At 42.7% G+C, this 22,858-nt stretch carries 23 protein-coding genes; all 23 read right to left on the bottom strand.

What is annotated here, in order from left to right; genetic code table 11:
- Positions 1 to 190: 190 nt before the first annotated feature.
- The gene (locus tag NF418_RS07905) at positions 191 to 661 is read right to left on the bottom strand and encodes a sigma-70 family RNA polymerase sigma factor (protein ID WP_256779124.1); all 471 of its coding nucleotides are present in this window, start codon (positions 659 to 661) and stop codon (positions 191 to 193) included.
- Positions 662 to 754: 93 nt separating this feature from the next.
- Positions 755 to 1,300 (bottom strand): nucleotidyltransferase family protein, encoded by a 546-nt coding sequence (locus NF418_RS07900; protein ID WP_256779123.1) that lies wholly within the window; start codon positions 1,298 to 1,300, stop codon positions 755 to 757.
- A gap of 237 nt (positions 1,301 to 1,537) precedes the next feature.
- Positions 1,538 to 1,855, bottom strand: coding sequence for a DUF1292 domain-containing protein (locus NF418_RS07895; protein WP_004195480.1), 318 nt, complete (start codon positions 1,853 to 1,855; stop codon positions 1,538 to 1,540).
- An 11-nt stretch (positions 1,856 to 1,866) separates the two neighbouring features.
- On the bottom strand, positions 1,867 to 2,286 hold the full coding sequence (gene ruvX, locus NF418_RS07890) for a Holliday junction resolvase RuvX (RefSeq protein ID WP_105150615.1): 420 nt from the start codon (positions 2,284 to 2,286) through the stop codon (positions 1,867 to 1,869).
- A complete protein-coding gene (locus tag NF418_RS07885) occupies positions 2,286 to 2,552 on the bottom strand; it encodes an IreB family regulatory phosphoprotein (protein WP_105108277.1) in 267 nt (88 codons plus the stop codon). Before NF418_RS07885 ends, ruvX begins: the two co-directional genes overlap by 1 nt.
- A gap of 105 nt (positions 2,553 to 2,657) precedes the next feature.
- Positions 2,658 to 3,056, bottom strand: coding sequence for a transcriptional regulator Spx (gene spx / locus NF418_RS07880; protein WP_105108276.1), 399 nt, complete (start codon positions 3,054 to 3,056; stop codon positions 2,658 to 2,660).
- Positions 3,057 to 3,215: 159 nt separating this feature from the next.
- Positions 3,216 to 4,367, bottom strand: a complete 1,152-nt coding sequence (gene recA / locus NF418_RS07875) for a recombinase RecA (protein ID WP_256779122.1) — start codon at positions 4,365 to 4,367, stop codon at positions 3,216 to 3,218.
- Between the two features lie 51 nt (positions 4,368 to 4,418).
- A complete protein-coding gene (locus tag NF418_RS07870; RefSeq protein WP_256779121.1) occupies positions 4,419 to 5,600 on the bottom strand; it encodes a competence/damage-inducible protein A in 1,182 nt (393 codons plus the stop codon).
- Between the two features lie 36 nt (positions 5,601 to 5,636).
- Entirely contained in the window at positions 5,637 to 6,206 is a 570-nt protein-coding gene (locus NF418_RS07865; protein WP_256779120.1) for a DNA-3-methyladenine glycosylase I, read from the bottom strand.
- A gap of 581 nt (positions 6,207 to 6,787) precedes the next feature.
- Positions 6,788 to 7,378, bottom strand: a complete 591-nt coding sequence (gene ruvA / locus NF418_RS07860) for a Holliday junction branch migration protein RuvA (protein WP_256779119.1) — start codon at positions 7,376 to 7,378, stop codon at positions 6,788 to 6,790.
- A 39-nt stretch (positions 7,379 to 7,417) separates the two neighbouring features.
- Positions 7,418 to 9,355: a DNA mismatch repair endonuclease MutL gene (gene mutL, locus NF418_RS07855; RefSeq protein ID WP_256779118.1), complete on the bottom strand. Its 1,938-nt coding sequence runs from the start codon at positions 9,353 to 9,355 to the stop codon at positions 7,418 to 7,420.
- Between the two features lie 106 nt (positions 9,356 to 9,461).
- Positions 9,462 to 10,982: a glycosyltransferase family 39 protein gene (locus NF418_RS07850; RefSeq protein WP_256779117.1), complete on the bottom strand. Its 1,521-nt coding sequence runs from the start codon at positions 10,980 to 10,982 to the stop codon at positions 9,462 to 9,464.
- A 192-nt stretch (positions 10,983 to 11,174) separates the two neighbouring features.
- Positions 11,175 to 12,395, bottom strand: a complete 1,221-nt coding sequence (locus tag NF418_RS07845; protein WP_256779116.1) for a bifunctional folylpolyglutamate synthase/dihydrofolate synthase — start codon at positions 12,393 to 12,395, stop codon at positions 11,175 to 11,177.
- A 209-nt stretch (positions 12,396 to 12,604) separates the two neighbouring features.
- Positions 12,605 to 13,504 carry a helix-turn-helix domain-containing protein gene (locus NF418_RS07840; RefSeq protein ID WP_256779115.1) on the bottom strand — a complete coding sequence of 300 codons (900 nt, stop codon included), beginning with the start codon at positions 13,502 to 13,504 and terminating at the stop codon, positions 12,605 to 12,607.
- 101 nt (positions 13,505 to 13,605) lie between these two features.
- The gene (locus NF418_RS07835) at positions 13,606 to 14,220 is read right to left on the bottom strand and encodes an HAD-IA family hydrolase (RefSeq protein WP_256779114.1); all 615 of its coding nucleotides are present in this window, start codon (positions 14,218 to 14,220) and stop codon (positions 13,606 to 13,608) included.
- Position 14,221: 1 nt separating this feature from the next.
- Positions 14,222 to 14,968 (bottom strand): GNAT family N-acetyltransferase, encoded by a 747-nt coding sequence (locus NF418_RS07830; protein WP_256779113.1) that lies wholly within the window; start codon positions 14,966 to 14,968, stop codon positions 14,222 to 14,224.
- Positions 14,968 to 15,969 carry a Holliday junction branch migration DNA helicase RuvB gene (gene ruvB, locus NF418_RS07825; RefSeq protein WP_256779112.1) on the bottom strand — a complete coding sequence of 334 codons (1,002 nt, stop codon included), beginning with the start codon at positions 15,967 to 15,969 and terminating at the stop codon, positions 14,968 to 14,970. Before ruvB ends, NF418_RS07830 begins: the two co-directional genes overlap by 1 nt.
- A 142-nt stretch (positions 15,970 to 16,111) precedes the next feature.
- On the bottom strand, positions 16,112 to 17,380 hold the full coding sequence (locus NF418_RS07820) for a MerR family transcriptional regulator (RefSeq protein ID WP_256779111.1): 1,269 nt from the start codon (positions 17,378 to 17,380) through the stop codon (positions 16,112 to 16,114).
- A gap of 117 nt (positions 17,381 to 17,497) precedes the next feature.
- On the bottom strand, positions 17,498 to 18,790 hold the full coding sequence (purB, locus tag NF418_RS07815; protein WP_044768569.1) for an adenylosuccinate lyase: 1,293 nt from the start codon (positions 18,788 to 18,790) through the stop codon (positions 17,498 to 17,500).
- Positions 18,791 to 18,850: 60 nt separating this feature from the next.
- Complete coding sequence (locus NF418_RS07810) at positions 18,851 to 19,819, bottom strand: hypothetical protein (RefSeq protein ID WP_256779110.1); 969 nt, start codon at positions 19,817 to 19,819, stop codon at positions 18,851 to 18,853.
- Positions 19,820 to 19,954: 135 nt separating this feature from the next.
- Complete coding sequence (gene purK, locus NF418_RS07805; protein WP_256779109.1) at positions 19,955 to 21,013, bottom strand: 5-(carboxyamino)imidazole ribonucleotide synthase; 1,059 nt, start codon at positions 21,011 to 21,013, stop codon at positions 19,955 to 19,957.
- A complete protein-coding gene (purE, locus tag NF418_RS07800) occupies positions 21,000 to 21,488 on the bottom strand; it encodes a 5-(carboxyamino)imidazole ribonucleotide mutase (RefSeq protein WP_256779108.1) in 489 nt (162 codons plus the stop codon). The genes purK and purE overlap by 14 nt, the downstream gene beginning before the upstream one ends.
- 25 nt (positions 21,489 to 21,513) lie before the next feature.
- A complete protein-coding gene (gene purD / locus NF418_RS07795) occupies positions 21,514 to 22,776 on the bottom strand; it encodes a phosphoribosylamine--glycine ligase (RefSeq protein WP_256779107.1) in 1,263 nt (420 codons plus the stop codon).
- Positions 22,777 to 22,858: the final 82 nt, after the last annotated feature.

Genomic DNA, 22,858 nt, shown 5'->3' with positions numbered 1-22,858 from the left:
CTATTATCAACATTTTTAGTCAAAAAAAGAACTTAGTCTGAGACTAAATTCTGTTGATGTTATGCAGTTTTCTCAAAGTAACTTCTGGAAGGACGGGAACTAGAACTTACTTTGAGAATTTACCAAAATCTTAAAACGCTTATTCTAAGATCTTTTCGAACTCACTCTATTTCTTTTATTCAGAAGACTATCAGCGAAAATCCTTCAAATGGATTTGTAGATCACGTATCATTTCACGGCGACCACGGAAACATTGGCCACTAATTAGTTTTTCATAATTTTCAAGCTGGTCATTGCTTAGTTTTTTTCGATAATCCCTCAAGGCACCTCTCAACATTAACAGTTCATCATTGACTAAACCTGGCGATTGTATAACGTGAGATAAATCATGAATATCTTCATGCGGCATACGATCAAACTTACGCTTCTGACTTTCTTGTCTGCGCACGCGGTCTTTAATTCGATTTCTGAACTTCACTTTGAAATAGCAATATAATTGTTCCTGCTCATCAACTAACCACGGTTGATCTTCCAATAATTCAAACAAGGTCATCATGCCCTCTTGATCCCAGTCTTCCCTGTCCCAGAGCTTAATATAAAACTCTTTTCGAGCTTTATTTACAATACCTTTCACACTTGCATACACCTTTTCGAATTTCATTAACACATCTCCTTTGTTTGATGGTTTAAGTTTATCGAAAAAGGCTATCTTGCTACAGGACATTTTTGTCTACTAATTAGTAAATATGGTTTTTCATTCGTATTTTATAGTTATTACAGGCCATTGTTCTTTCCAGTTTTTCTTTTTTATTCTTTTCCCATATAAATCCATACGTTTAGAATTACCAATAAAATGAGGAGTTGGTCGTACCAAATAATTATAAATATCAGTCAATCCATAAGGCGCAAATAGTTCTATATCCCCTTTCTCTGTCTGACGAACACCAATTGCGGTACACCTTTCAGGAAATTTTTCTATTGCATCTTTTGACGATTGATAAGGAGAGGTATCCGGGCTATGAATGTGCATAAATACTTGATTCTTAGCTTCCCACTGATATTCCGGATATCTTTGACGCAAATTTGCTTCTAATTCTTTTGTTGCGTGATACGATATTTTCTCATCGTAAAAGATAAGATCAACATCCGTATTTTTATCAAAACGGTAGTGATTCCAGATAAAATTACGAATTGTTCCCGCACAAATCCATGAATCCGCTAAGTCTAAATCCTTTACAATCTCCAAAATCCTATTGATATCAGGGTCTTTCGATAAATATTTTCCCAACTCTTCTTTCATACAATCCTCTACCTTCAAGTTGTTCATTGATTTTAGTGTTGTTTTTTCTAGCTTCCTTAAAAAAATCGTTAGAAAATTCATTCTAACGACAGGGAGCAGATAAAACATTCACCAGACCTTAATTCATTCTTTGATTTGCAAACTCATGATAAAAAGGTCCACTGGACCTGATAAAAAGGTCCACCGGACCTGATAAAAAGGTCCACCGGACCTGATAAAAAGGTCCACCGGACCTTTTTATTCCTCCATAAAGCTGTTGAAGACTTCTTCAATCATATCCCATTCGGCTGTTGCGTCTTCTGGGATTGGTTGAAGGTCACCTTCTGTGCCGTTCTCATTTTCAATGTATGAGTAGGCTTGGATTTCAACTTCTCCGTTCTCATCTTCTTCTGCACTTGCAGGAATTAAGAGGACGTAGTTTTTACCAAACTCTTCTTGACCGTCAATCGTCAATAAGATTTCAAAAAGTGTTTCGTTTCCTTGGTCGTCTACCAAAGTAATCAATTCACGCTCGTCGTGATTGTGGTCGTGTTCATGGTCATGATGATGTGCCATTAGTATCTCCTTTAAAATGTTCTATCTAAATAATTTTGCAAAATCAGCTGGGCAGCCAATTTATCAATAACTTTCTTACGTTTCCCGCGGCTAATATCTGCCTGTTCAATCAGCATACGTTCTGCGGCAACAGTTGTCAAACGTTCATCCTGGTAATCAACTGGTAAGTTGTAACGCTCAATTAATAAATCTCCATAAGCTTGGCTAGCTTCCACACGCGGTCCGCTAGTATTATTCATATTCTTTGGCAAACCTACAACAAATTTATCAACCTTATACTGCTCTACTAACTCAGTTAAGCGTTCCAAACCAAACTCACCCTTTTCTTCATCAATTGGGATGATTTCCAATCCTTGAGCTGTGAAGCCCAAGGGGTCTGAAATGGCTATGCCAACTGTCTTAGAACCGACGTCTAATCCCATTATTCTCATTAGAGGTCAATCCCATTTCCTTTCAAATAGTAGCGCACCAATTCTTCGATAATTTCATCGCGTTCATGTTTACGAATTTGGTTGCGGGCATCATTATAGCGCGGAATATAAGCAGGGTCCCCACTTAATACGTAGCCTATGATTTGGTTAATTGGATTATACCCCTTCTCATCCAATGAACGATAAACACTGGTCAGCGTTTGGCTAATTTCTTGCTTATCTGTATCATCCAGACGAAATCGGACTGTTTCTTCTGTGAATCCCATACTTACACCTTCTTTCATTATGTCTTACTCCCATTATAACACACTATCTACATAATCTCAAAGAAAGAGCAAAAAGAACTCTATCATCAGAGTTCTTTCCTACTCTTATAAAGCTGCTCGCATACGAGCCTGAGCATTTTCAACATTACGAACAGAGCGAGGTAAGAAAGCACGAATATCGTCCTCCTTATAACCTACCTGCAATCGTTTCTCGTCAATCAGAATCGGACTTTTCAAAATACGGGGATTAGAAGTAATCAAGTCAATCACTTCGTTGACACTCAAATCTTCAATATCGAAATCCAAACTCTTTGCATAACGGTTTTTAGATGAAACTATGCTAGCAATTCCGTTTTCTGTCTTGGTCAAGATATTTAGAATTTCTTCCTTGGTGATTGCCTCTTTTGCTAGGTTATGTTCATTGTAGGATAATTGGTGGGCATTCAACCAGTTCTTGGCTTTCTTACAAGAAGTACAACTAGATACTGTATAAATTTTAATCATGTAGTCACTCCTTTGCTACATCTTAGTAAGCACATTATATACCATTATATCACAAAATCCCTCGGTCTGTAGACCTATTTTTAAAAAACTTTAAATTTTTGGGGAATAATTCGGTTTTAGACAAGAAAAAAAGTCTGGTCACACCAAACTTTTTCGTTTTTAATCTTCTAATTCAATACCGCCATCAAGATCTAGGATAACATCTTGGATTTCTTCCGTAACAACAGGGGCTTCTTCGGTCACAACCTCTTCAACTCCATCTGCTTCAATCAAGCCATAATGAATACGAATCTTGCGATCAATTTCATCAAAAATTGCTGGATTATCTGCTAAGAATTTCTTAGCATTTTCAGAACCTTGGCCAATTTTCTCTCCATTATATGAATACCAAGCACCTGCTTTTTGGATAATGCCGAGGTTGCTACCAATCTCAATCAATTCACCTGTGCGAGAAATTCCTTCACCGTACATGATTTCAACAACAGCTTCTTTAAATGGTGGCGCCACCTTGTTTTTCACAATTTTCACCTTGGTTTCCTTACCAACGTTTTGATCTTTCTTGTCGCCTGTCCCTTTGATTTGTGTATTACCACGAACATCCATACGGACAGAGGCATAGAATTTAAGCGCACGACCACCAGGTGTTGTTTCAGGGTTCCCAAACATGACACCTACTTTTTCACGCAATTGGTTGATGAAAATAGCTACTGTCTTAGTTTTATTAATGGAAGCACCAAGTTTGCGCATGGCCTGACTCATCATACGAGCCTGTAAACCAACATGGCTATCACCGATATCACCGTCAATTTCTGCACGTGGTACAAGGGCAGCGACCGAGTCCACAACAACCAAGTCAACCGCACCAGAGTCGATCAGCTTGCCTGCAATTTCAAGACCTTGTTCCCCTGAATCCGGCTGTGACAAGAGCAACTCGTCAATGTTAACACCAAGCGCTGCTGCATAAGCTGGATCCAAGGCATGTTCTGCATCGATAAAGGCAGCAATACCGCCATCTTTTTGGGCTTGAGCTACTGCATGAAGGGCAACAGTTGTCTTACCTGAGCTCTCTGGACCATAAATCTCAATGATACGACCTTTCGGATAGCCACCTGCTCCAAGCGCAATGTCGATTGACAAACTACCTGAGCTCATGACTTGAACTTTTTGTTCAGCCCGCTCACCAAGTCGCATGACAGCGCCCTTACCAAAATCTTTTTCAATTGATTTTAGGGCATCATCCAGTGCTTTTTTACGCTCATCTCCAAATTTCTTTGTAATATCTTCTAATTTTTTTCCTGGTTTCTTAGCCAATGATTTTCTCCTCTTTTCTTAGTCAAACTATTATAGCAAATATCTGCTATTTCACAAAGTGTTTCGTACAAAATCCAAAGCCTGCAGACAAGCAAGCTGACGAAGGTATTCCCACGAATAACCACCTAAATCTGTCTCTTTTTGGGAAATACCCGAGGTCGTAGCCAAAGTGAGGTATACTTTTGCAAGTACGTTGTCCTCTGTTGATTCCGGTTTGATAAGCACAGACACAGCCAAACCCAAATCAGCTTGCAGCTCCTGCCGAATGCAGTCAGCTTCCTCTGATAGCCAGCCCGATTCTGTCCCTAGCTGACCGATGACTTTTCCTCCGCTAAAATACGGCTGTTCAGCCAAAGCCAGACTCAATTCAGCTTGCAAGAGACCTCCTGTCCCCTGCTCGACAATGGCTATGGTTTGTCTTTTCTCCACCAAACGAGTCGCTACCGTTTTGACCAGACTATTGTCCTCTCCGTAGGCATAGAAATATTCTCTCAGTTTATCACGTTGTAAGATGTCTTCTTCCAACTGATTCAAACGTAGATTTGCTTCTTCTTGACTATTTGCCTTGGTAGATAAACGTAAAGTCACCTCTCCAACCTTAGCATAGGGTGCGATCGTTGGGTCAGTTTGGTTGTCAATCAAGTCCGCCAAAACAGTCACCAACTGGCTTTCACCAATGCCAAAAAAGCGTAGGACACGCGAGTAAAGTTGCTGCTGAGATTGGGTCAGTAAAGGTAAGAGACTCTCAGAAAACATGGCCTTGAGCTCACTTGGCGGGCCAGGCAAAACTATATAGGTCACCCCATTTTGCTCAATCATGCCTCCTACTGCCAAACCCGCTGGATTTTGTAGAGCTTGACTTCCCTCAACAATTTGTGCCTGGCGTTCATTGTTGGGTGTACGAACACGACCTGGGCGACTGGCAAAGAAACGGTCTAATTTTGCCATAGCCTCATCATCAAAAACCAGATTTCTACCTAAGAAGGTCGCCAAGGTCTGCTTGGTCAAGTCATCCCCAGTTGGACCAAGTCCTCCACAGAGAATGACTAGCTCACTACGCTTGCTGGCTACCTCCAGTACAGACAAAAGCCTCTGTTCATTATCTCCAACAGCTGTGTGGAAGTAAACATCAATCCCCAGCTCTGCACATTTCTCCGAAAGGAACTGAGCATTTGTGTTAACAATTTGGCCTGTCAAAATCTCCGTCCCGACCGCGATTAGTTCTGCTTTCATATTCCTCCTCTGTCTAGGGTGCGATTACTCGCTCATCTAATAAATTCGTAATTGATTTCTAAAATCACAAGATTCTTTATGTTCATTTAAGATACCTGCTGCCTGAAAATAAGAGTAAACACAGACAGGACCTACAAATTTGAAGCCTCGTTTCTTCAAATCTTTTGAAATCCGCTCAGACAAGTCGTTCTTGGTCGGCAATTCTCGGAAGGACTTGACAGGGTTGTCGATAGATGTAAAGTTCACCCATTCCCAAAGATACGTATCAAACGTACCGAATTCCTCCTGTACTCGAAGAAAGGCCTGGGCATTGGCGCGGGTAGCGTACAGCTTTGCCTTGTGGCGGATAATACCTGGATTGTCCAACAGCGTATCCAGGTCTGTATCAGACATGGCTGCAACTATTTCAAGGTCATAATTGAAAAAAGCGGAGCGAAAAGCCTGTCGTTTGTTGAGAACAATCTCCCAGGAAAGTCCTGCTTGGTAGGATTCCAAGCAAAGCAACTCAAACAGAGCCTGCTCATCGTGAAGTGGCTTGCCCCATTCTTCATCATGGTAGGCAATATATAAGGGATTATTGGGATTGACCCAAGCACAAGGGGACATAGAAACTCCTTTTTAGAACGCATAGCTAGATACATTTTTGAAAAAATAGCTAAACACAGACTAAGGACTGTGAGAAACGTAACCCTAAGTCCTGAATATCACCGAATAACGCAGTTGATATCTGGCGAAAGGCTTCGTTAAAACTCGCCTTTTACCTAGTTGTCATTACGGAGGTCTCACAACGAGATTTCTTGCAAAATTTCTGTTCGGCTGTCTATTTTGCTTTGTATCGCTTAACACCTTTGCATCTGAACACGACATGAGCCACAAAAATCGATATTATTTTTGTGGCGAATTAGTAAGGTACCTAGGCAAGTCGCAAATAGCGATTGCCGTAGTATGATGAGTTGCTTCAGCAACCATCATACTGGTACGTTAATTGAACACGGCTACGATACTTTGCAAAACGTAACTCTAAGTCCTAAATATCACCGAATAACGCAGTTGACATCTGGCAAAAGGCTTCGTCAAAACTCGCCTTTTACCTAGTTGTCATTGCGGAGGTCTCACAACGAAATTTCTAGCAAAATTTCTGTTCGGCCGTCTATTTTCTCTTTGTCCTTTACGTCCTTTGTATCTTATTACTTCATCAACATTTTAAGTGCTGACTTAATATAGTTTTCTGCGGTGTCAGTAGTACCGTCAAAGAATTTCTTGATTTTCTTGAGTTCGGCTGGACGGTAGCCAAGGGCTTCCATGGCCTCCATGGCTTCATCGAGGGCAACATTTTCACTGGCAGGTGCTGTTGGTTGGACAGGACCTGCTTCTTCGCTCATAACAAACTTGCCTTCCAAGTCCAAAATCATCTGCTGGGCTGTTTTCTTACCAATCTTTGGAAACTTAGTCAAGTAGGTGATATTTTTCTGCTCAATAGCGCGTACCAGACCGTCATTGTCATCAACAGCAATTATGGCTAGAGCCGTTGTCGGACCAATTCCTGAAACAGAAATCAGACTGAGGAAAACAGACTTCTCAGCTTCTGTCTTAAAACCGTATAGCAAGTGAGCATCTTCACGAATCACTTGATGCGTATAGACCGTTACTTCTTGCTGGACTTGCCCAGAGTAAGCATAAGGATTAGCTACCTGCAAGAGGTAACCAACTCCATGCGTTTCTACCACAATATACTTTGCAGTGATTTTTGTTAAAATTCCTTTGATATAGTCGTACATATACTTCCTTTACTAGTGTGTCAATTCTTTGTCAACGGTTTAATACTTCCCCAATTCACGTAGACTCGTATGATTTTCCTGAATGCGACGAAACATCTTTTCCATATCCGACTTGCTAAAATGCACCAAGACTGGTCGGCCATGTGGGCAGTTGTAGGGATTTTGACAATGCGATAATTGCCGCAACAAATCACGCGCCGAGTAATCATCCAAAGCATGGTTGGCCTTGATTGACCGTTTACAAGACATCATGATGGCCAGTTCTGCCCGATACTGCTTAATAGACACCTGATCCGTCAAGAGCAACATATCGCACATCTCGTAAACGCCCGACTCAATCTCCTCTTCCTTCATCCAGATAGGATGCTCACGTAAGATGAATTGGTTGACACCATACTCTTCTAAGTTGACACCAACTTGACGGAGGGCATCCATTTTATGCGCAAGATTGAGGGCATCATTTTGAGGAAATTCAAAGATATAAGGCACTAAGAGTTGCTGGGCAGAGTTATCTACCTGACCAATTTTCTCACGATAATATTCGTATTTGACCCGCTCCTGTGCAGCGTGCTGGTCGATGATATAAAGCCCTGTTTTCCCCTGTGCAAACAAGTAGGTTCCGTGCATTTGACCAAAATATTCTAATTCTGGGAAGGTTGATGTTTCTTCTTGGTCTAGTTTGTCTGCTAATTTGGCCAACTCTTTAGCACTCAAGTTAGGGTGTTCTGGGTCTGCACTTTCAGCTGTCTGGCGTTCTGCAAATTGGACAGACTTGACTGCATTTTCCTCGGGTACTTCTTTAGGAGCCTGTTTGTCTTCCTTCAAAGGCTTGATTTCCTCAGCGACCACCTCTGGCTTGAGGAAGAAATCCTGCTTGACGGTATCATAGTAAAGCTTGCTTTCCTTGAGTGGCAAGGTGACCTGCTCTGCTTTGACCTTGGTACGCGTACTAGACTGGGCCAGATTTTCCAGGGCATCGGGAATCAAATCCTGTTCCTTGAGAGCCTTGATAATAGCCTCGCGAATCAGGGTCATCAGTTCCTTTTCCTTGGAAATGCGGACCTCTTGCTTGGTCGGATGAACATTGACATCGGCCAGATAAGGGTCAATCTCAATAGAAATCACTGCCAGCGGAAAACGCCCTACCATGAGCTTGCTACCGTAGCCTTCTAAAATGGCACGGTTGAGTAGGAAGTTCTTGATGTAACGACCATTGATGAAAATAGAAATGTAATTGCGGTTAGCACGGGTCAATTCAGGCAGGGAAACATAGCCTGAAACCTGAAAATCCAAGTCCTCGGCCTCGATCTCCACCATTTTTTTAGCAGAAGCAATCCCATAAATACCTGAAATCGCTTGACGGAGCTTGCCCGTTCCAGCTGTCCGCATCAATTCTCGCCCTTCGTTGACTAGGGCAAAGGCTATTTCAGGGTGGGAAAGGCTCAGCCTGTTTATGATATCAGCGATATGCGATAACTCGGCCTGCTGACTGCGGACATACTTAAGACGAGCAGGAGTGTTGTAGAACAAATCTGAAATAGTCATCTGGGTTCCAACTGGTCGACTGATTGGCTCCTCTAACTCAACCACTCCGCCCTTAGAAACCAGACGCAAGCCATGGGTATGATCAGCTGTAGCCGTTTCGATAACCATTTGACTGACAGAGGCAATGGAGGGCAGAGCTTCACCACGAAAACCCAAGGTCCGAATCCGGAAAAGGTCTGCCTGATTTTTTATCTTACTTGTCGCATGACGGCGTAAAGCCAAAGACACTTGTTCAGGAGCAATGCCTTCGCCGTTGTCTGTAATTTGAATGGATTTTAGTCCAGCTTCCTCGATACGAATTTCTATCTGGCTGGCCCCCGCATCAATCGAGTTCTCCACCAACTCCTTAACCACACTGGCAGGTCGCTCAATCACCTCACCTGCTGCAATCTGGTTGGCTAAAATTTCTGGTAATTCAATAATTTGTGACATGATTTTCCCTATATTCCTTTAGAGATTTTTTCCCGTTTACTTATTCCTCCATTATACCACACATCCCTTTGTTTCTAAGTCAATGAAAAAATGACTGCCTAGGCAATCATTCATTCTTTTGATAAATAATAAAGTGATCAGTTGTCTGTACAGACTTGTACTGGGATTCTAGATTTGTCTTGACTTCATCTAAAATTGGCAAATTTTTATTGACCACTACATATGTTGCATCATTTTTATTGAGGTCATAAATCAGACTGTTTTTATTCTCCGTCGTATTCAGATAAGGGGTAATGGTGGTAATGGTCGCTGACGAAAGACGCTGGCTATCAAGGTAGATACTTGCACTATTGTCCCACACATAAATCTTATCTGCTTCCTCTGTTTGCTCACTGACATATTGAGCAACATTCTCTCGGTCTGCCACTAACTCTCCTTGCAGTAGGTAAGCATAAGCAGGTTGAGCAAAAATACCCAAACAAATAAAGAGAGGAAGGAAAAATTGTAATCTCAGATAGCTATCTTCTTCATCTACTGAATCATCCTGTAAATGAACAATCCCCATCACAAACCCATACGGAACTAGATTAAGTAAATAACTCCAATAAAAATGATCTGTCCCGACAATGAACAAGAGCTGAACTAAGAATGCTAGTAAGAGAATAATTTTAATATAGGTATGTTTACCTTGCCCAAATGATATAAGGGTTTGAACCATACTCTTGAAAAATCCAGATAGCAATAGGAATCCCGAAACCATTGCAATCGTCAAGTAGAGGTCAGTATATTGGAAATCCAAACGTAGATTATATAGGAAAGTTTGCTGAATAGCACTTCCCAAAATTTCTGAATCAAAAGCGTAATATCCCACTACGTACATGACTAGCAAGAAACCAAAAACAGTCGCCAAGAACTGGTAAATACCTCGTGCCTTTTGTTGATTTCTGATATTAAAGACAAGCAGGACAAGACTGGCTACCAGCCACAAAATACTTCCCTTTGGATAAATCAAAAATGTCAATGCTAGGTTTATCCCATATAAAATGAAGCCTTCATCTCGAATGGCGTTCTCAAAATAACGCACCAGAAACCATATAGTCATTAATATGAATGGAAGTACGAAGATTTCTGCATATAGACCGCCGAAACCAAGAGCAAATATAAAAATATAGAACCAGTGACTAAAGCTAGTCGCTAGATAATCTGATTGACCAAAATAAGCAATTATTTTATAAAAATAAATACCTGCAATGACTAAGAAAATAAATTGAAGCAGTCCAAAAACAAGAAATCCACCATCAATATGCCCTAGCCAGGCCAGTAAATAGTACAAAACCCCATTGGTTCCAAAGAAATTTCCATATGGAACCTGACCGAACATCATTGCCATACCGGCATACAGATTCTGAGTTTGTATATTGGTTGCAAAAGAAGTTAAAAATGGATTAGCGACACTAAAGATACTTAGTAGCAGACTCCAAATGATTGCTGGCCAAATCTTTGTGTCTAATAGTTTATCATTAAACTCTTCATCAAGATTTAATTCTTGAGACTGTGAGTTTTTACGCTGGCGTCGATATTTACCTTTATTTGTAGCGTTTTCAGATGTTGTATCTAACTCTGTCATTGCACTCCCCTTTCTTACTATTCTTCATTATTATATCAAAAAGCCCTCCCGATGTCATTTCCTATCGGGAGTTCTAGAAATTTTTGCAAACAGTTCCAACTGTCGAAAGGTATGGCGTTTGATCTTTTCAAATTCCTTTAGAAATGCTATTTTTTCTGCATGTGTCATACCTATTTATTCGCAAAAAGATATTCATTTTTTAAAAATCCGTCGAACTTCCGATATAAAGTAAAGGGAACCAGTCACAATCAGTATACCTTGTCCATCCGATTGCCAGTCTTCTATAAATTGCTGGTAGTTCTCAACATAATCTCGTCCTTGTCGGTTTTCCTCAGACACAGCACCATCATAAGCGAAGCTGGTTAGTACAAGGGGAGTATGTGGCAATTTTTCTTCTAATAATTCAAGCATTTCTTGAAAATCCTTGCGCCGAAGGGCTGAAAAGAGAATGGTGACTGGCTCTTCTTGTTCCTGAATAAATTCAACCAAACGTTCGATAGCTGGGACATTGTGGGCTCCATCCAAATAGATTTTTGGCTCTTGAGCAACCAATTCCAAACGACCAGGCCAGCTGGTTTGGGAAAGGGCTTGTTGAATCAACTGAGGTTGAATGTCTTTTTGGATATTGGTCATATAGAGTAGAAAAGTTTGTAGGGCTACGGCCGCATTCTCTTCTTGGTGCTGACCAGCCAGACCTAAAACCAATTCTGACAGTTCCAAGTCCGCATTGCTGAACTGTCCTGCTTTATAGGTGAATTCCTGACCAAATTGGTAGACAGAGGCTTGTTTGTCTTGGGCAATTTGGCGACAGAAGGCTGTGGTTGCTGGACAAAGTGGTCCTAGGACGACAGGCACGTTTTGCTTGATAATCCCTGCTTTCTGCTCTGCTATTTCCCTTAAAGTCGAGCCTAATAAATCCTGATGGTCCATGCCGATGGAGGTGATAAGGCTTAGGGCTGGTGCCACGACATTGGTCGTATCCAAAAGTCCGCCGATACCTACCTCTACTAGCGCCAAATCAGGCTGTTGGTCCTTGAAATAGAGGAACATAATGAGTACCATGACCTCAAAATAGCGGAAAGGCTCATAGCGTGCGGCAACTTCCTGCTCCAAGTCGTAGATGTTCTGTAAATAGTGCTGAAAATCATAATCCGAGATGGGCAGGCTGTTAATACAAATCCTGTCGTGCACGCTCACCATGTGGGGAGATACAAAACTGCCTACACGCAAGCCATGTGCCTGAAATAGCTGGCGCAAAAAAGCAATAGTCGATCCCTTGCCATTGGTTCCAGCGACGTGAATGACTGGCACGGCAAACTGGGGATTCCCTAGCAGTTCCAGGGCATACTCAATCTTTTCCATCTTGTAATGAAAAACCTGACCTTGTTTGGTGTTTAACCAATTTTCTAACATAGCCACCTCCTATATATTGTCTAGTATAGCAAAAAAAGCCAAGCAGATGTTGGCTTTTTGAATAATCTTATTCTTCAATCCATGTTCCCCAGTTACCACCAAGACGTCCAAAAAATTTTAAAAAGTTAAACATATTACTAATCTCCTTTATTCTTTATGAATTTAGTATAATACCTTTGACAAATCTTCAACAGGACAAAAATGTCACATTATTGATTGTCAACTTTCCAATCTTCTTCAATCTTCTGTTCTAATTCTCTATTTTCTATCAATTTTGCAAATAACATCGCATCTAGGTAATGTTTTTCAGCCTCACCTCTATCCTTATTTACAAAAAGTGCATACTTCCACTTCAATACACTAACAATAGGCTTTTTCTGAAAATCTTGAGTTGACTGTATAATTTTATCTACAGTGTCGAATATCTTTGGTATTGGTTCATAATATTTTTTACTTCCCAAAATGTTTACACAAGATAACAATGTATCTCTTAGAACAAATAAATCACTGGAATTGATAACATCGATTTGTCCATGTAAATATTCTATAATTTTCAAAAACTGTTTAAATATTTCTGAGTCACTACTGGACAATCTAACGTATTCAAGCTGGAGCCTAATAATCAGCAAATCATTCACTTCGTACTTTTGTTTTCGGAAAATTTGTTCAAAGTAATCTTCTAGTATCTCTTTTCCAAAGCCTGCTGTCCCTGACTCTAAGGTATCAATTCGGGATTGAATGGCATCAATCGCTATTTTCTCCTCCTCAGGCAAGTCATCATAATAGTCATCATAGATTTCCGTCATGATAGCATCGCGCTTTTCCACCAATTCTTCGTTGCCGTAAGTCGGTGTACGAAGTACATCAAACTTCAGTTTGGAATATCGTTCAGGTAGCGACACATAATCAGGCATAAGCTCGTAGAGCCCCATGCCTAATCGGGTTGCGATATACTGGATTTTTGAAAAAGTCGGCTTGGAAGTGCCTGCTTCGATACGGGTTAATTGGCGGACGGAGAGCTCCAGTTCATCATCGCAAAACTGTTCACGTGTCAGATTAGCAGTTTCTCGCAGTTGACGCACACGTTGACCAAATTCCTTATCGTTCATAACTCACCTCGCTATTTTTATTTCACATCCCTAGTGTATCAAAATTAGCTATAGATGACTAATTGAATATTTTCATGACTTGTTATAGTTGCTAGCTATATTTACACTTCAAACTTTTCCTTAATATCCACCAACTTCTCAATCTTCCAATTCTGCTCCACACCATCAATTTGCAGGTTGATGCTATGAATCCCTGCGTTGATAGCTGTTTCTACATCGAGCAAACGGTCGCCAATATAGTAGGTGCTTTCCTTATCCAGTCCGTATTTTTCGATGAGGAATAGCAGAGCTTCTGGACTTGGTTTGCGGGCAAAACCAGAATCGCTTGTCAAGATTTCTGTGAAATGTTGACGGACACCCAAATCCTCCAAAACCTGAAAAGCATTGTCACTCTTGTGTGTATAAACGAAATTTTGAATTCCTTTCTCTGCTGTCCAGTCCAGAATTTCACGCGCACCAGCCATCAAGGGAATCTGCGTATTTTTCTCCTTCAAGGAAGTCGCACGCACACGATTGAGTTCATCACTATCCAGACCGTACTTGGCCGCATCACGCACCAATAAATCTTTAACAGAATAGCGGAGAATATATTTTCTCACCTCTTCACGGTCAAAAGGAAGTTCATATTGCTCATAGGTTTCCTGAATTCCCGCCAAAATCGCTTCATACGAATCCAGAAGTGTTCCATCCAAATCCCAAATAAATGTCGGTGTCATCTTATCTCCATTCAAATGCTTGATAGGGCTTGTCCAATTGGTAGCCCAGCTTTTCAGCCAGTTTCAAGGATGTCAAGGTGTGGGCATCCCAGCTTGGATAGAGTCCGCGGTCTAAACAAGCTAAAATTAACTGAGCCGCACAGGCTTTTGCCAAACCCATACCTCGATAGTCTTCCCTGGTATCTACTTCTATCTCAATCCCAGCTGAATAGCTGGCATAGGACGAAGCCCCTGAGACCACCTGACCCTTGTGCAAGGTGACATAGCCCAGCCCCAAGTCCAAAAATTGTTCCACATCTATATAATTTCCCACCAAATCCCGTGACCATTCCTCTACCAGACAAGCCTCGTACAGATTACGGTCAATCAGTTTTATATCAAAGCTTTCAGGCAAGTCATCAACCAGTTTCTGTAAATGCCCAAGGTCAAACTCAGTGTCCTTTTTCGTAGCATAGCGGGTAAAGGACCGAATCCCTTCTCCGTAAGTCCCTTCTATCAAGTCTAACCAGGCTTGGTTTTGAGGAACTAGAATAATATCCTTTCCCTCGCAGATTTTTAGCAAGTCTCGATGTGGCTGGCCAGCTAAAAAACCAAAGAAGCTCTGCCGTCCATAGAGAGCTAGGGCTGACTGGGGCAATTGGCTGTCATCAACATAAATGTCTCCCATGGTACCTTCTAAACAGGTCCAGATAATCGTCTCAGGCCAGTCTCCAAATAAACGAGCTACTTGTCTCATCTGCTCTGCCATTATTTTTCCGTATAGGGATAACCCAAGTGCTCGTAAGCCTTGGCTGTCGCAACCCGCCCCGTCCGTGTCCGCATGAGGAAGCCCTGCTGAATCAGGTAGGGCTCGTACATGTCCTCCACCGTCTCACGCTCCTCGGCAATATTGACCGACAGGGTGTTGAGGCCGACGGGACCGCCACTGTACATCTCAATCATCGTGCGGAGAATCTTCTGGTCCACGTAGTCCAGCCCCTCGCGGTCCACATCCAGCATAGTCAAGGCCTTGTCTGTAATGGTGTCGTCAATCAGGCCGTCGCCCATAATCTGTGCAAAATCCCGCACTCGCTTGAGCAAACGGTTGGCGATACGGGGAGTTCCACGAGACCGACGAGCCAGCTCAATAGCAGCTTCATGAGTAATCTCCATATCAAAGATATCCGCTGTCCGCTCGACAATCTCCGTCAAATCAGCCAGTTCATAATACTCCATATGACCGGTAATACCAAAACGGGCCCGCAGAGGATTGGACAGCATACCTGCACGAGTGGTTGCTCCAATCAGGGTAAAAGGTGGCAACTCCAAATGCACGGAGCGACTGGCCTCCCCTGCTCCAATCATGATGTCGATGTAGAAATCCTCCATAGCAGAGTAGAGAATTTCCTCGACAGCCATGGGCATACGGTGGATTTCATCGATAAAGAGGACATCACCTGGCTCCAAATCGTTGAGAAGGGCCACCAAGTCACCTGCTTTTTCAATAACAGGACCACTGGTCTGCTTGATATTGACGCCTAGTTCGTTGGCAATGACAAAGGCCATGGTGGTCTTACCCAAACCCGGAGGGCCAAAAAGAAGCGTATGGTCCAAGGCTTCATCACGGAGCTTGGCCGCCTCGATAAAGATTTTGAGCTGGTCCTTGACCTTGTCCTGGCCGATGTATTCATTTAATTTCTGCGGACGCAGGGTACGTTCTACGTATTCCTCGTCCTGCATTTGTTCCATATCTAAAATTCGATTTGTCATGAAACCATTATAGCACAAAATGAAAATACCAGACTCAATGAGTCCAGTATTCTCAGGAGATTATATGAAAAAGAATGGGCTATTTCTAGCTTGGATATAGTATAGCTCGCCAAGCTTAAGAGAAACTAAAACAGAATTCATTTTATTTATTTTCCACTATTCGCAAAAATCGTTTTAGATAGTGCGAATCTAAATCGTTGTACTGACTGCCTTCTGTTGAACTTTCTTTGGAAATTTCCAGGCTCATCAACTGCCGATCAAACTCCTCTAGTTCGATGTAGGTATCGTCAGGTACCAAGTTCTGATTAACAGCTGGTTGCATAAACACAATCTTTTTCCCATCCAGTTGAATTTGATAGCTAAATTCCCCTTGCCTTTCAGCCCTGTTCACTGTCACTAGCTTGGTCCCAAAGCCTGTCCAGACAGACTTGACATCGCTGTAAAGATATTCCTTGGACGGAGCCAGCAGATTGATGTCGATGATCTGGGCTTTGGTCACTGCTGTTGTGGTAGAAATCAGCAGAGCGGTCAATAGGATACAACCGCCTGCCAGACCCAAACCATATTTCCAAGATAACTTCACCAGCCTCGCCAGTTTTCCAAAAAGAAAAACGAGAAAAGCTATGATAAAAAATATAGCAACCTTACCCAGACCAGTCGAATACTCATAGAAGAGCCAATCACTTGGTAGGAAAAATCTTTCGGTCAACCAGCCGACAAGGACAAAGTAGGCAATCCCACCTACGAGGGAGATAAGACCAATCGGAATCCACCAGCCCTGACTGCGGTTTTTCTGGCGGACCTTGTCCCGATGTTTCCACCAGGTTACGAGGTAGTCTCGCCAGAGAAGCGTTATCCAAGCGGTTGCTAGCAGGGAAACCACTGCTAGTAGGAAAAGATTTTCCTGACGACCCTCTTGGATTCGGGTAAACAGCCAGAGGATGGGGCCTGATGCCATCAGGCTCTGCACAAGGGTCAGCCATAGGCTTGGTAATAAGGCATATTCTAGGTCTTGTTTGAAGTCTTGAAATTCACCGCTTTCCACAAAGGCAATGGATTCCTGTGCTTCTTCCAACCAATCCATTTTCTTACCCAAATCCCTGACCACCTGGTCCAACAAATCAACCTTGTCTGTCAATTCTTCTGCTTGCTGATTGATTCCACGCTTTTTCTCACGCAAGGCTGATTGCAAATCCTCCTCTGGCAAGGCTAGGATGTCCGTAATCTCTGCTAGGGAAAACTCAAAATAGCGGAGTAACTTAATCAAGCGAAGCTGACGTACATTTTCCTCTGAATAATCACGGTAATCGTTGAGCGGATTTCTCACCACTTCAATCAGACCCTTTTCCTCATACAGCCGAATCGCCTTAGTTGACAAGCCTGTCAACTTCTCCACATCTTTGACCTGCATAAGCAACCTCCATCTGTTTTGATAGTCCTAGCATACACTACTCCCCTAGGGATGAGTCAAGACATTTTGTCAATTTTTATCAAAAAACAACCAACATTTGCTGGTTGTCCCGAATGTTTATAACCCAAGTCTCTCAAAGATATCATCCACCCGCTTAGCATAGTAGTCTGGGTTGAAGAGTTCATCGATTTCTTCCTGGCTGAGTTTAGCTGTCACGCGCTCATCCGCTTCGAGAAGGGGCTTGAAGTCCACTTGATTGTCCCATGACTGCGCAGTTTTTGGTTGCACCAAATCATAGGCTTCCTCACGGGTCATACCTTTCTCAATCAAGCTAAGCATGACACGCTGACTGTAAATCAAGCCAAAAGTTGACTCCATATTGCGTTTCATATTTTCAGGGAAGACCGTCAAGTTCTTAACGATATTACCAAAACGATTGAGCATATAGTTGATGAGAATGGTCGTATCCGGTGTGATAATCCGCTCCGCTGATGAGTGGGAAATATCGCGTTCGTGCCAGAGGGCCACATTCTCAAAAGCCGTCACCAAGTGACCACGCACCACACGAGCCAGACCGGTCATATTTTCAGAGCCGATAGGGTTGCGTTTATGGGGCATAGCAGAGCTGCCTTTTTGGCCCTTGGCGAAATACTCTTCGACTTCGCGTTGTTCAGATTTTTGCAGTCCACGGATTTCTGTCGCCATACGCTCGATAGACGTTGCAATCAAGGCTAGGGCTGAGAAATATTCTGCGTGAAGGTCACGAGGAAGGACCTGGGTCGAAATTTCCTGCGGACGAATGCCTAATTTGCCACAAACATACTCTTCCACAAATGGAGGAATGTTGGCAAAGTTTCCAACCGCACCTGAAATTTTACCAGCCTCGACACCCTTGGCCGCCACATCAAAACGCTCCATATTGCGTTTCATTTCGCTATACCAAGTTGCCAGTTTTAGACCAAAGGTCGTTGGCTCCGCATGGACACCGTGGGTCCGCCCCATCATGATAGTGTACTTGTGCTCACGCGCTTTATCGGCGATGATATTGGTAAAGTTTTCAAGGTCACGACGGATGATGTCGTTGGCCTGCTTGTAGAGGTAGCCGTAAGCCGTATCCACCACATCGGTCGATGTCAGACCATAGTGGACCCACTTGCGTTCCTCACCAAGACTTTCCGAAACCGCACGCGTGAAGGCCACCACATCGTGACGGGTTTCCTCTTCAATCTCTAAAATACGGTCGATGTCAAAAGTCGCCTTCTCACGAATCAAGGCCACATCTTCTTTGGGAATCTCACCCAACTCAGCCCAAGCCTCATCAGCGAGGATTTCCACCTCCAACCAAGCCTTGTACTTGTTCTCTTCACTCCAAATAGCCGCCATCTCTGGGCGGGAATAACGTTCTATCATGATTTTCTCCTTAGTTATTATATATCGTCAACACATAAATATAAGTTTCAAAATTAGTCATTAAATACTATGGTAATATTGTATCATCTCTTTCAGATAAGCTTTTCCCCACGTAGTTGTACCTGAGCGAGAAGTTAAATCTTTTTTTAATTCAACCATCATATTTCCACAATAATTATCCAAATTGTTTTTTTCAACATAATTCTTGTGATAATAATAAACTATTTCATAGGCACCAATATGATTTTTTAGTAAATAATTATCAATATTTAACGACAAATCACTAAATAATTTAAAATAATTTATTAATCTTTCTTCGGAAAGTTTATCATAAGATGCTACTTTATTGAATTCTCTATTTTCTCTTGCTTGTGTAATTTCTCTACCAAAAGAATGAGCAGCGTTATTCCGTAGTTTTCTAGTTTTTTCTAGATCCGCAATATTTTGCCTTAAAATTTCAGGTGCATCTGGAAATATTTTGTAAAACATATTTGTTCTTTTAGTCCAATCCCCATGTGTGATTTCTGAATCAATACTACTTATCAAGTCTTTATATCCTTTTTTATTGAAAAGATTTTTCTTTAAAAATTCTACACCATCAATTTTATTAAAAAGTCTATCTGGGCTATCTTCCGATGGGGATAAGTAAGTATAATTAAATAACAATGCAGGATTTGACTCTAATGCAATTCTTGTTACTAAAGATAGATAAGTTTCAAAATTTGAGACTAAGCTAATCAGTATATTTATTCTATTCCAGTTCTCAAATTGCTTTACACTAATCAGCCACTCCTCCAAATTCGGAGGGATACGTCTTGAATTTTCTCCAGTAGCTTTAAAAAAATCTACTGATGAAATCTTATTCAATTCATTACCATCTTTCGCCTCTAAATTTGCTAAATATTTTTCTTTACTCAGAGCTGGAACCAGAGACCAATAATTCCTATTTATATCTGTCAAATAATCTAAAAATGCCTTATAAGCCCACGAATTTGACTCATGTGCAGTATCTCGATTAAAAGTTACCATAAAAGACTTCCCCTATCTTTCGTATCCTATTTATTATGATAGTACAACAAACATACATATGAACTACCTATTCTCATCAATAACTAGATATTTTATACTTATTGTATAAGTTTTTCCTTTTTAAAACTTAATTTTTTAGCAAACATCATCCGTCAACACCGTCACATGTCCCATTTTGCGATTGTGCTTCGCTTCTAGTTTACCATAAAAGTGGGGATGGGCGGTAGGATTTTCTTGAAGAAAGGTTTGGACTGCTTCCATGTCTTGTCCGAGGACGTTGATCATAACGGCTGGAGAAAGCAGGCAGATAGGAGGTAGAGGCTCCCTTAAAATGCCTCGGATATGGGTATCAAACTGTGAAAAATCACAGGCTTCAATAGAATAATGCCCCGAATTATGTGGTCGAGGAGCAATTTCGTTGACCAGAATGTCCTGCCCTGCCACAAACATTTCAACGCAGAGGGTGCCTGCTAAATAGAGCTTACCTGCGATTTGTAGGGCCATGGTTTTGGCTTTTTCAGCAAGTTCATCTGAAATACGGGCAGGCACGATGGTCTTGTAAAGAATATTATTGCGGTGGATATTTTCCTGCACAGGAAAGACGGTGTAGTCGGAGCCATTGCCAGACACAAGGACGGAGATTTCTAGGTCAAAATTCACAAACTCTTCCAAGACACACTCGGCAGAGTTAGCTAACTGACTAGCCTCTACCAAGTCCGCCTCTTCTCGAATGACCTTCTGGCCATGTCCATCATAGCCCCCAGTGGCTGTCTTTAAGACATAGTTTTTACTGAGGTCCAGTCCTTCTAAGTCTAGGCTAGATGTGACAACTTTGTAGGGGGCGACTTGCACGCCAGCTTTTTTTGCCAAAAAATCCTTCTCAAAAATACGGTTTTGGGAAATACGGAGGAGGTCTGTCCCTTGAGGGAGCTGACCGTCCTTGATGACCGCGTCCAGTCCGTCGGCATCAACATTTTCAAACTCGTAGGTCAGAACATGGCACCGCTCCGCCAGCTGTTTGAGAGCCGCCACATCGTGATAGGGAGCAACGATAACCTCGCTGACCTTGGAGGCTGGGCAGTCCGCTGCAGGATCCAGCGTGATGACCTTGTGGCCCATGTAAATAGCGGAAATAGCCATCATCTGCCCCAGCTGACCGCCGCCAATAATTCCGATTGTCTTAGATGAGGTCATCTGTCATCGCCTCCGCAATTTTTTCTTGTTCCTTGGCAAAGTCTGCCAGCTGAGCTGCAATGGTTTGGTCTTCAATGGAGAGAATGCGAAGAGCTGTCAGGGCTGCGTTGGTGGCACCAGCTTCACCGATTGCCATGGTCGCAACAGGGACACCACCTGGCATCTGCACGATAGAATAGAGGGAATCCACACCACTGAGGGCACGGGATTGGACAGGGACACCGATAACAGGCAGGGTGGTCTTGGCTGCTACCATACCTGGCAAATGAGCCGCACCCCCCGCTCCTGCGATAATAACCTTGATGCCACGGCCACGAGCTTCTTCGGCGTGACGGAACATGAGGTCTGGTGTGCGGTGGGCAGAGACCACTTTCTTTTCATAGGCTACGCCAAAGTTGTCCAGCACATCGGCTGCTTTTTTCATGGTTTTCCAGTCAGAACTAGAACCCATGATGATGGAAATTGGAATGTTCATGCTTGTCTTTCCTTTTCTTTATCCCTTATTTTACTGCTTTACTCCCAATATCTGTCCGATAAAAGAGGCCTGTTGTATCCTGATTTTTCAGCTCCGAGTAAATTTTTTCTTGGGCTTCTTGGACGGTATCTGCTGTGGTGACCAACATATAGACCCGACCGCCGTTTGAAAGCAATACTCTGCTATTTTCCGCAAAACGAGCCCCTGCATAGTAGGTCGTGATATCACCCTCGGTCTTTGCTGGCAACTCTACGCCTTTTTCGTAATCCAAAGGATAGCCGTTTGATGCCACAACCACGCCCAGTGTCACGCCGCTATCCAGCCAAGTCAGCTGTGTCGGGCGTTTATGGAGGATATCGTCGATGTTCTGAGCAAAGTCAGAGGTCAGGCGAGGAAGGATAATCTGGGTTTCTGGGTCGCCAAATCGAGCGTTGAACTCAATGACTTTAGGACCTTGATCGGTCAGAATCAAACCAGCATAGAGCACGCCCAGATAAGACCGCCCTTCCGCAATCATGCCCTCAAGAATGGGCTTGACAATGGTATCAACCGCTCTATCCACCACGCTTTGAGGCAGGTGGGGAACAGGGGCGTAAGCCCCCATACCGCCTGTGTTGGGACCTTGATCACCGTCAAAGGCACGCTTGTGGTCCTGAGCTGTCGGCAGAATGTAGAACTGGTCACCATTGACCAGAGCAAAGAGGGAAAACTCCTCGCCCTCCAAGAATTCCTCGATGACCACACGAGCACCCGAGTCGCCGAACTTGTTGTCCAAGAGCATCTCCCGTGCCGCTTCGACCGCCTGCTCGACGGTTTCCGCCACGACCACACCCTTGCCCAGTGCCAAGCCGTCCGCCTTGACCACGATTGGAGCCCCCTGCTCTTCGATGTAGGCTTTGGCTTCTTCGAAGTTGGAAAATGTGCCAAAGGCTGCTGTGGGAATGCCGTATTTGACCATGATTTGTTTGGCAAAGTCTTTTGACCACTCCAGCTCCGCGGCTAGACGACTCGGACCAAAAACCTTTAGTCCCGCCTGTTCAAAATCATCAACCATACCTGCTGCCAGAGCATCGTCTGGACCCACAAAAGTCCAAGCAATGTCATTTTCCTTAGCAAAGTTAATCAGGGCAGAATGTTCGGAAATCCCGATGTTTACTAACTCGATACCATCTAAAGCCATCCCGTCATTTCCAGGAGCTACAAAAACCTGTTCCACCTGTTCAGACTCTAACAATTTCTTTGCGATAGCATGTTCACGACCACCAGACCCGACAACCAAAAGTTTCATTTTTCACACCTCAAAAACGGATTTTCTATAAACAGTATAGCAAAAACAGACGGATTTTGATAGAAAGAACAGGGTAACGTTC

Origin of the sequence: Streptococcus suis, assembly GCF_024509555.1 — a bacterium.
Lineage (GTDB): Bacteria > Bacillota > Bacilli > Lactobacillales > Streptococcaceae > Streptococcus > Streptococcus suis_AD.
This window is presented reverse-complemented; position numbering and strand designations above follow the sequence as displayed.

Excerpts from the sequence above, each read along its gene's own strand:
- NF418_RS07835 (WP_256779114.1), bottom strand. The coding sequence starts at position 14,220 with ATGACACCGACATTTATTTGGGATTTGGATGGAACACTTCTGGATTCG.
- NF418_RS07820 (WP_256779111.1), bottom strand. The coding sequence starts at position 17,380 with ATGCAGGTCAAAGATGTGGAGAAGTTGACAGGCTTGTCAACTAAGGCG.
- purE (WP_256779108.1), bottom strand. The coding sequence starts at position 21,488 with ATGAACATTCCAATTTCCATCATCATGGGTTCTAGTTCTGACTGGAAA.
- NF418_RS07870 (WP_256779121.1), bottom strand. The coding sequence starts at position 5,600 with ATGAAAGCAGAACTAATCGCGGTCGGGACGGAGATTTTGACAGGCCAA.
- NF418_RS07905 (WP_256779124.1), bottom strand. The coding sequence starts at position 661 with ATGAAATTCGAAAAGGTGTATGCAAGTGTGAAAGGTATTGTAAATAAA.
- NF418_RS07865 (WP_256779120.1), bottom strand. The coding sequence starts at position 6,206 with ATGTCCCCTTGTGCTTGGGTCAATCCCAATAATCCCTTATATATTGCC.
- spx (WP_105108276.1), bottom strand. The coding sequence starts at position 3,056 with ATGATTAAAATTTATACAGTATCTAGTTGTACTTCTTGTAAGAAAGCC.
- NF418_RS07885 (WP_105108277.1), bottom strand. The coding sequence starts at position 2,552 with ATGGGATTCACAGAAGAAACAGTCCGATTTCGTCTGGATGATACAGAT.
- NF418_RS07830 (WP_256779113.1), bottom strand. The coding sequence starts at position 14,968 with ATGGCAGAGCAGATGAGACAAGTAGCTCGTTTATTTGGAGACTGGCCT.
- purK (WP_256779109.1), bottom strand. The coding sequence starts at position 21,013 with ATGACCTCATCTAAGACAATCGGAATTATTGGCGGCGGTCAGCTGGGG.
- purD (WP_256779107.1), bottom strand. The coding sequence starts at position 22,776 with ATGAAACTTTTGGTTGTCGGGTCTGGTGGTCGTGAACATGCTATCGCA.
- ruvX (WP_105150615.1), bottom strand. The coding sequence starts at position 2,286 with ATGAGAATAATGGGATTAGACGTCGGTTCTAAGACAGTTGGCATAGCC.
- NF418_RS07850 (WP_256779117.1), bottom strand. The coding sequence starts at position 10,982 with ATGACAGAGTTAGATACAACATCTGAAAACGCTACAAATAAAGGTAAA.
- NF418_RS07810 (WP_256779110.1), bottom strand. The coding sequence starts at position 19,819 with ATGGTAACTTTTAATCGAGATACTGCACATGAGTCAAATTCGTGGGCT.
- NF418_RS07845 (WP_256779116.1), bottom strand. The coding sequence starts at position 12,395 with ATGTTAGAAAATTGGTTAAACACCAAACAAGGTCAGGTTTTTCATTAC.
- ruvB (WP_256779112.1), bottom strand. The coding sequence starts at position 15,969 with ATGACAAATCGAATTTTAGATATGGAACAAATGCAGGACGAGGAATAC.
- NF418_RS07895 (WP_004195480.1), bottom strand. The coding sequence starts at position 1,855 with ATGGCACATCATCATGACCATGAACACGACCACAATCACGACGAGCGT.
- NF418_RS07900 (WP_256779123.1), bottom strand. The coding sequence starts at position 1,300 with ATGAAAGAAGAGTTGGGAAAATATTTATCGAAAGACCCTGATATCAAT.
- purB (WP_044768569.1), bottom strand. The coding sequence starts at position 18,790 with ATGATAGAACGTTATTCCCGCCCAGAGATGGCGGCTATTTGGAGTGAA.
- ruvA (WP_256779119.1), bottom strand. The coding sequence starts at position 7,378 with ATGTACGACTATATCAAAGGAATTTTAACAAAAATCACTGCAAAGTAT.
- mutL (WP_256779118.1), bottom strand. The coding sequence starts at position 9,355 with ATGTCACAAATTATTGAATTACCAGAAATTTTAGCCAACCAGATTGCA.
- NF418_RS07840 (WP_256779115.1), bottom strand. The coding sequence starts at position 13,504 with ATGAACGATAAGGAATTTGGTCAACGTGTGCGTCAACTGCGAGAAACT.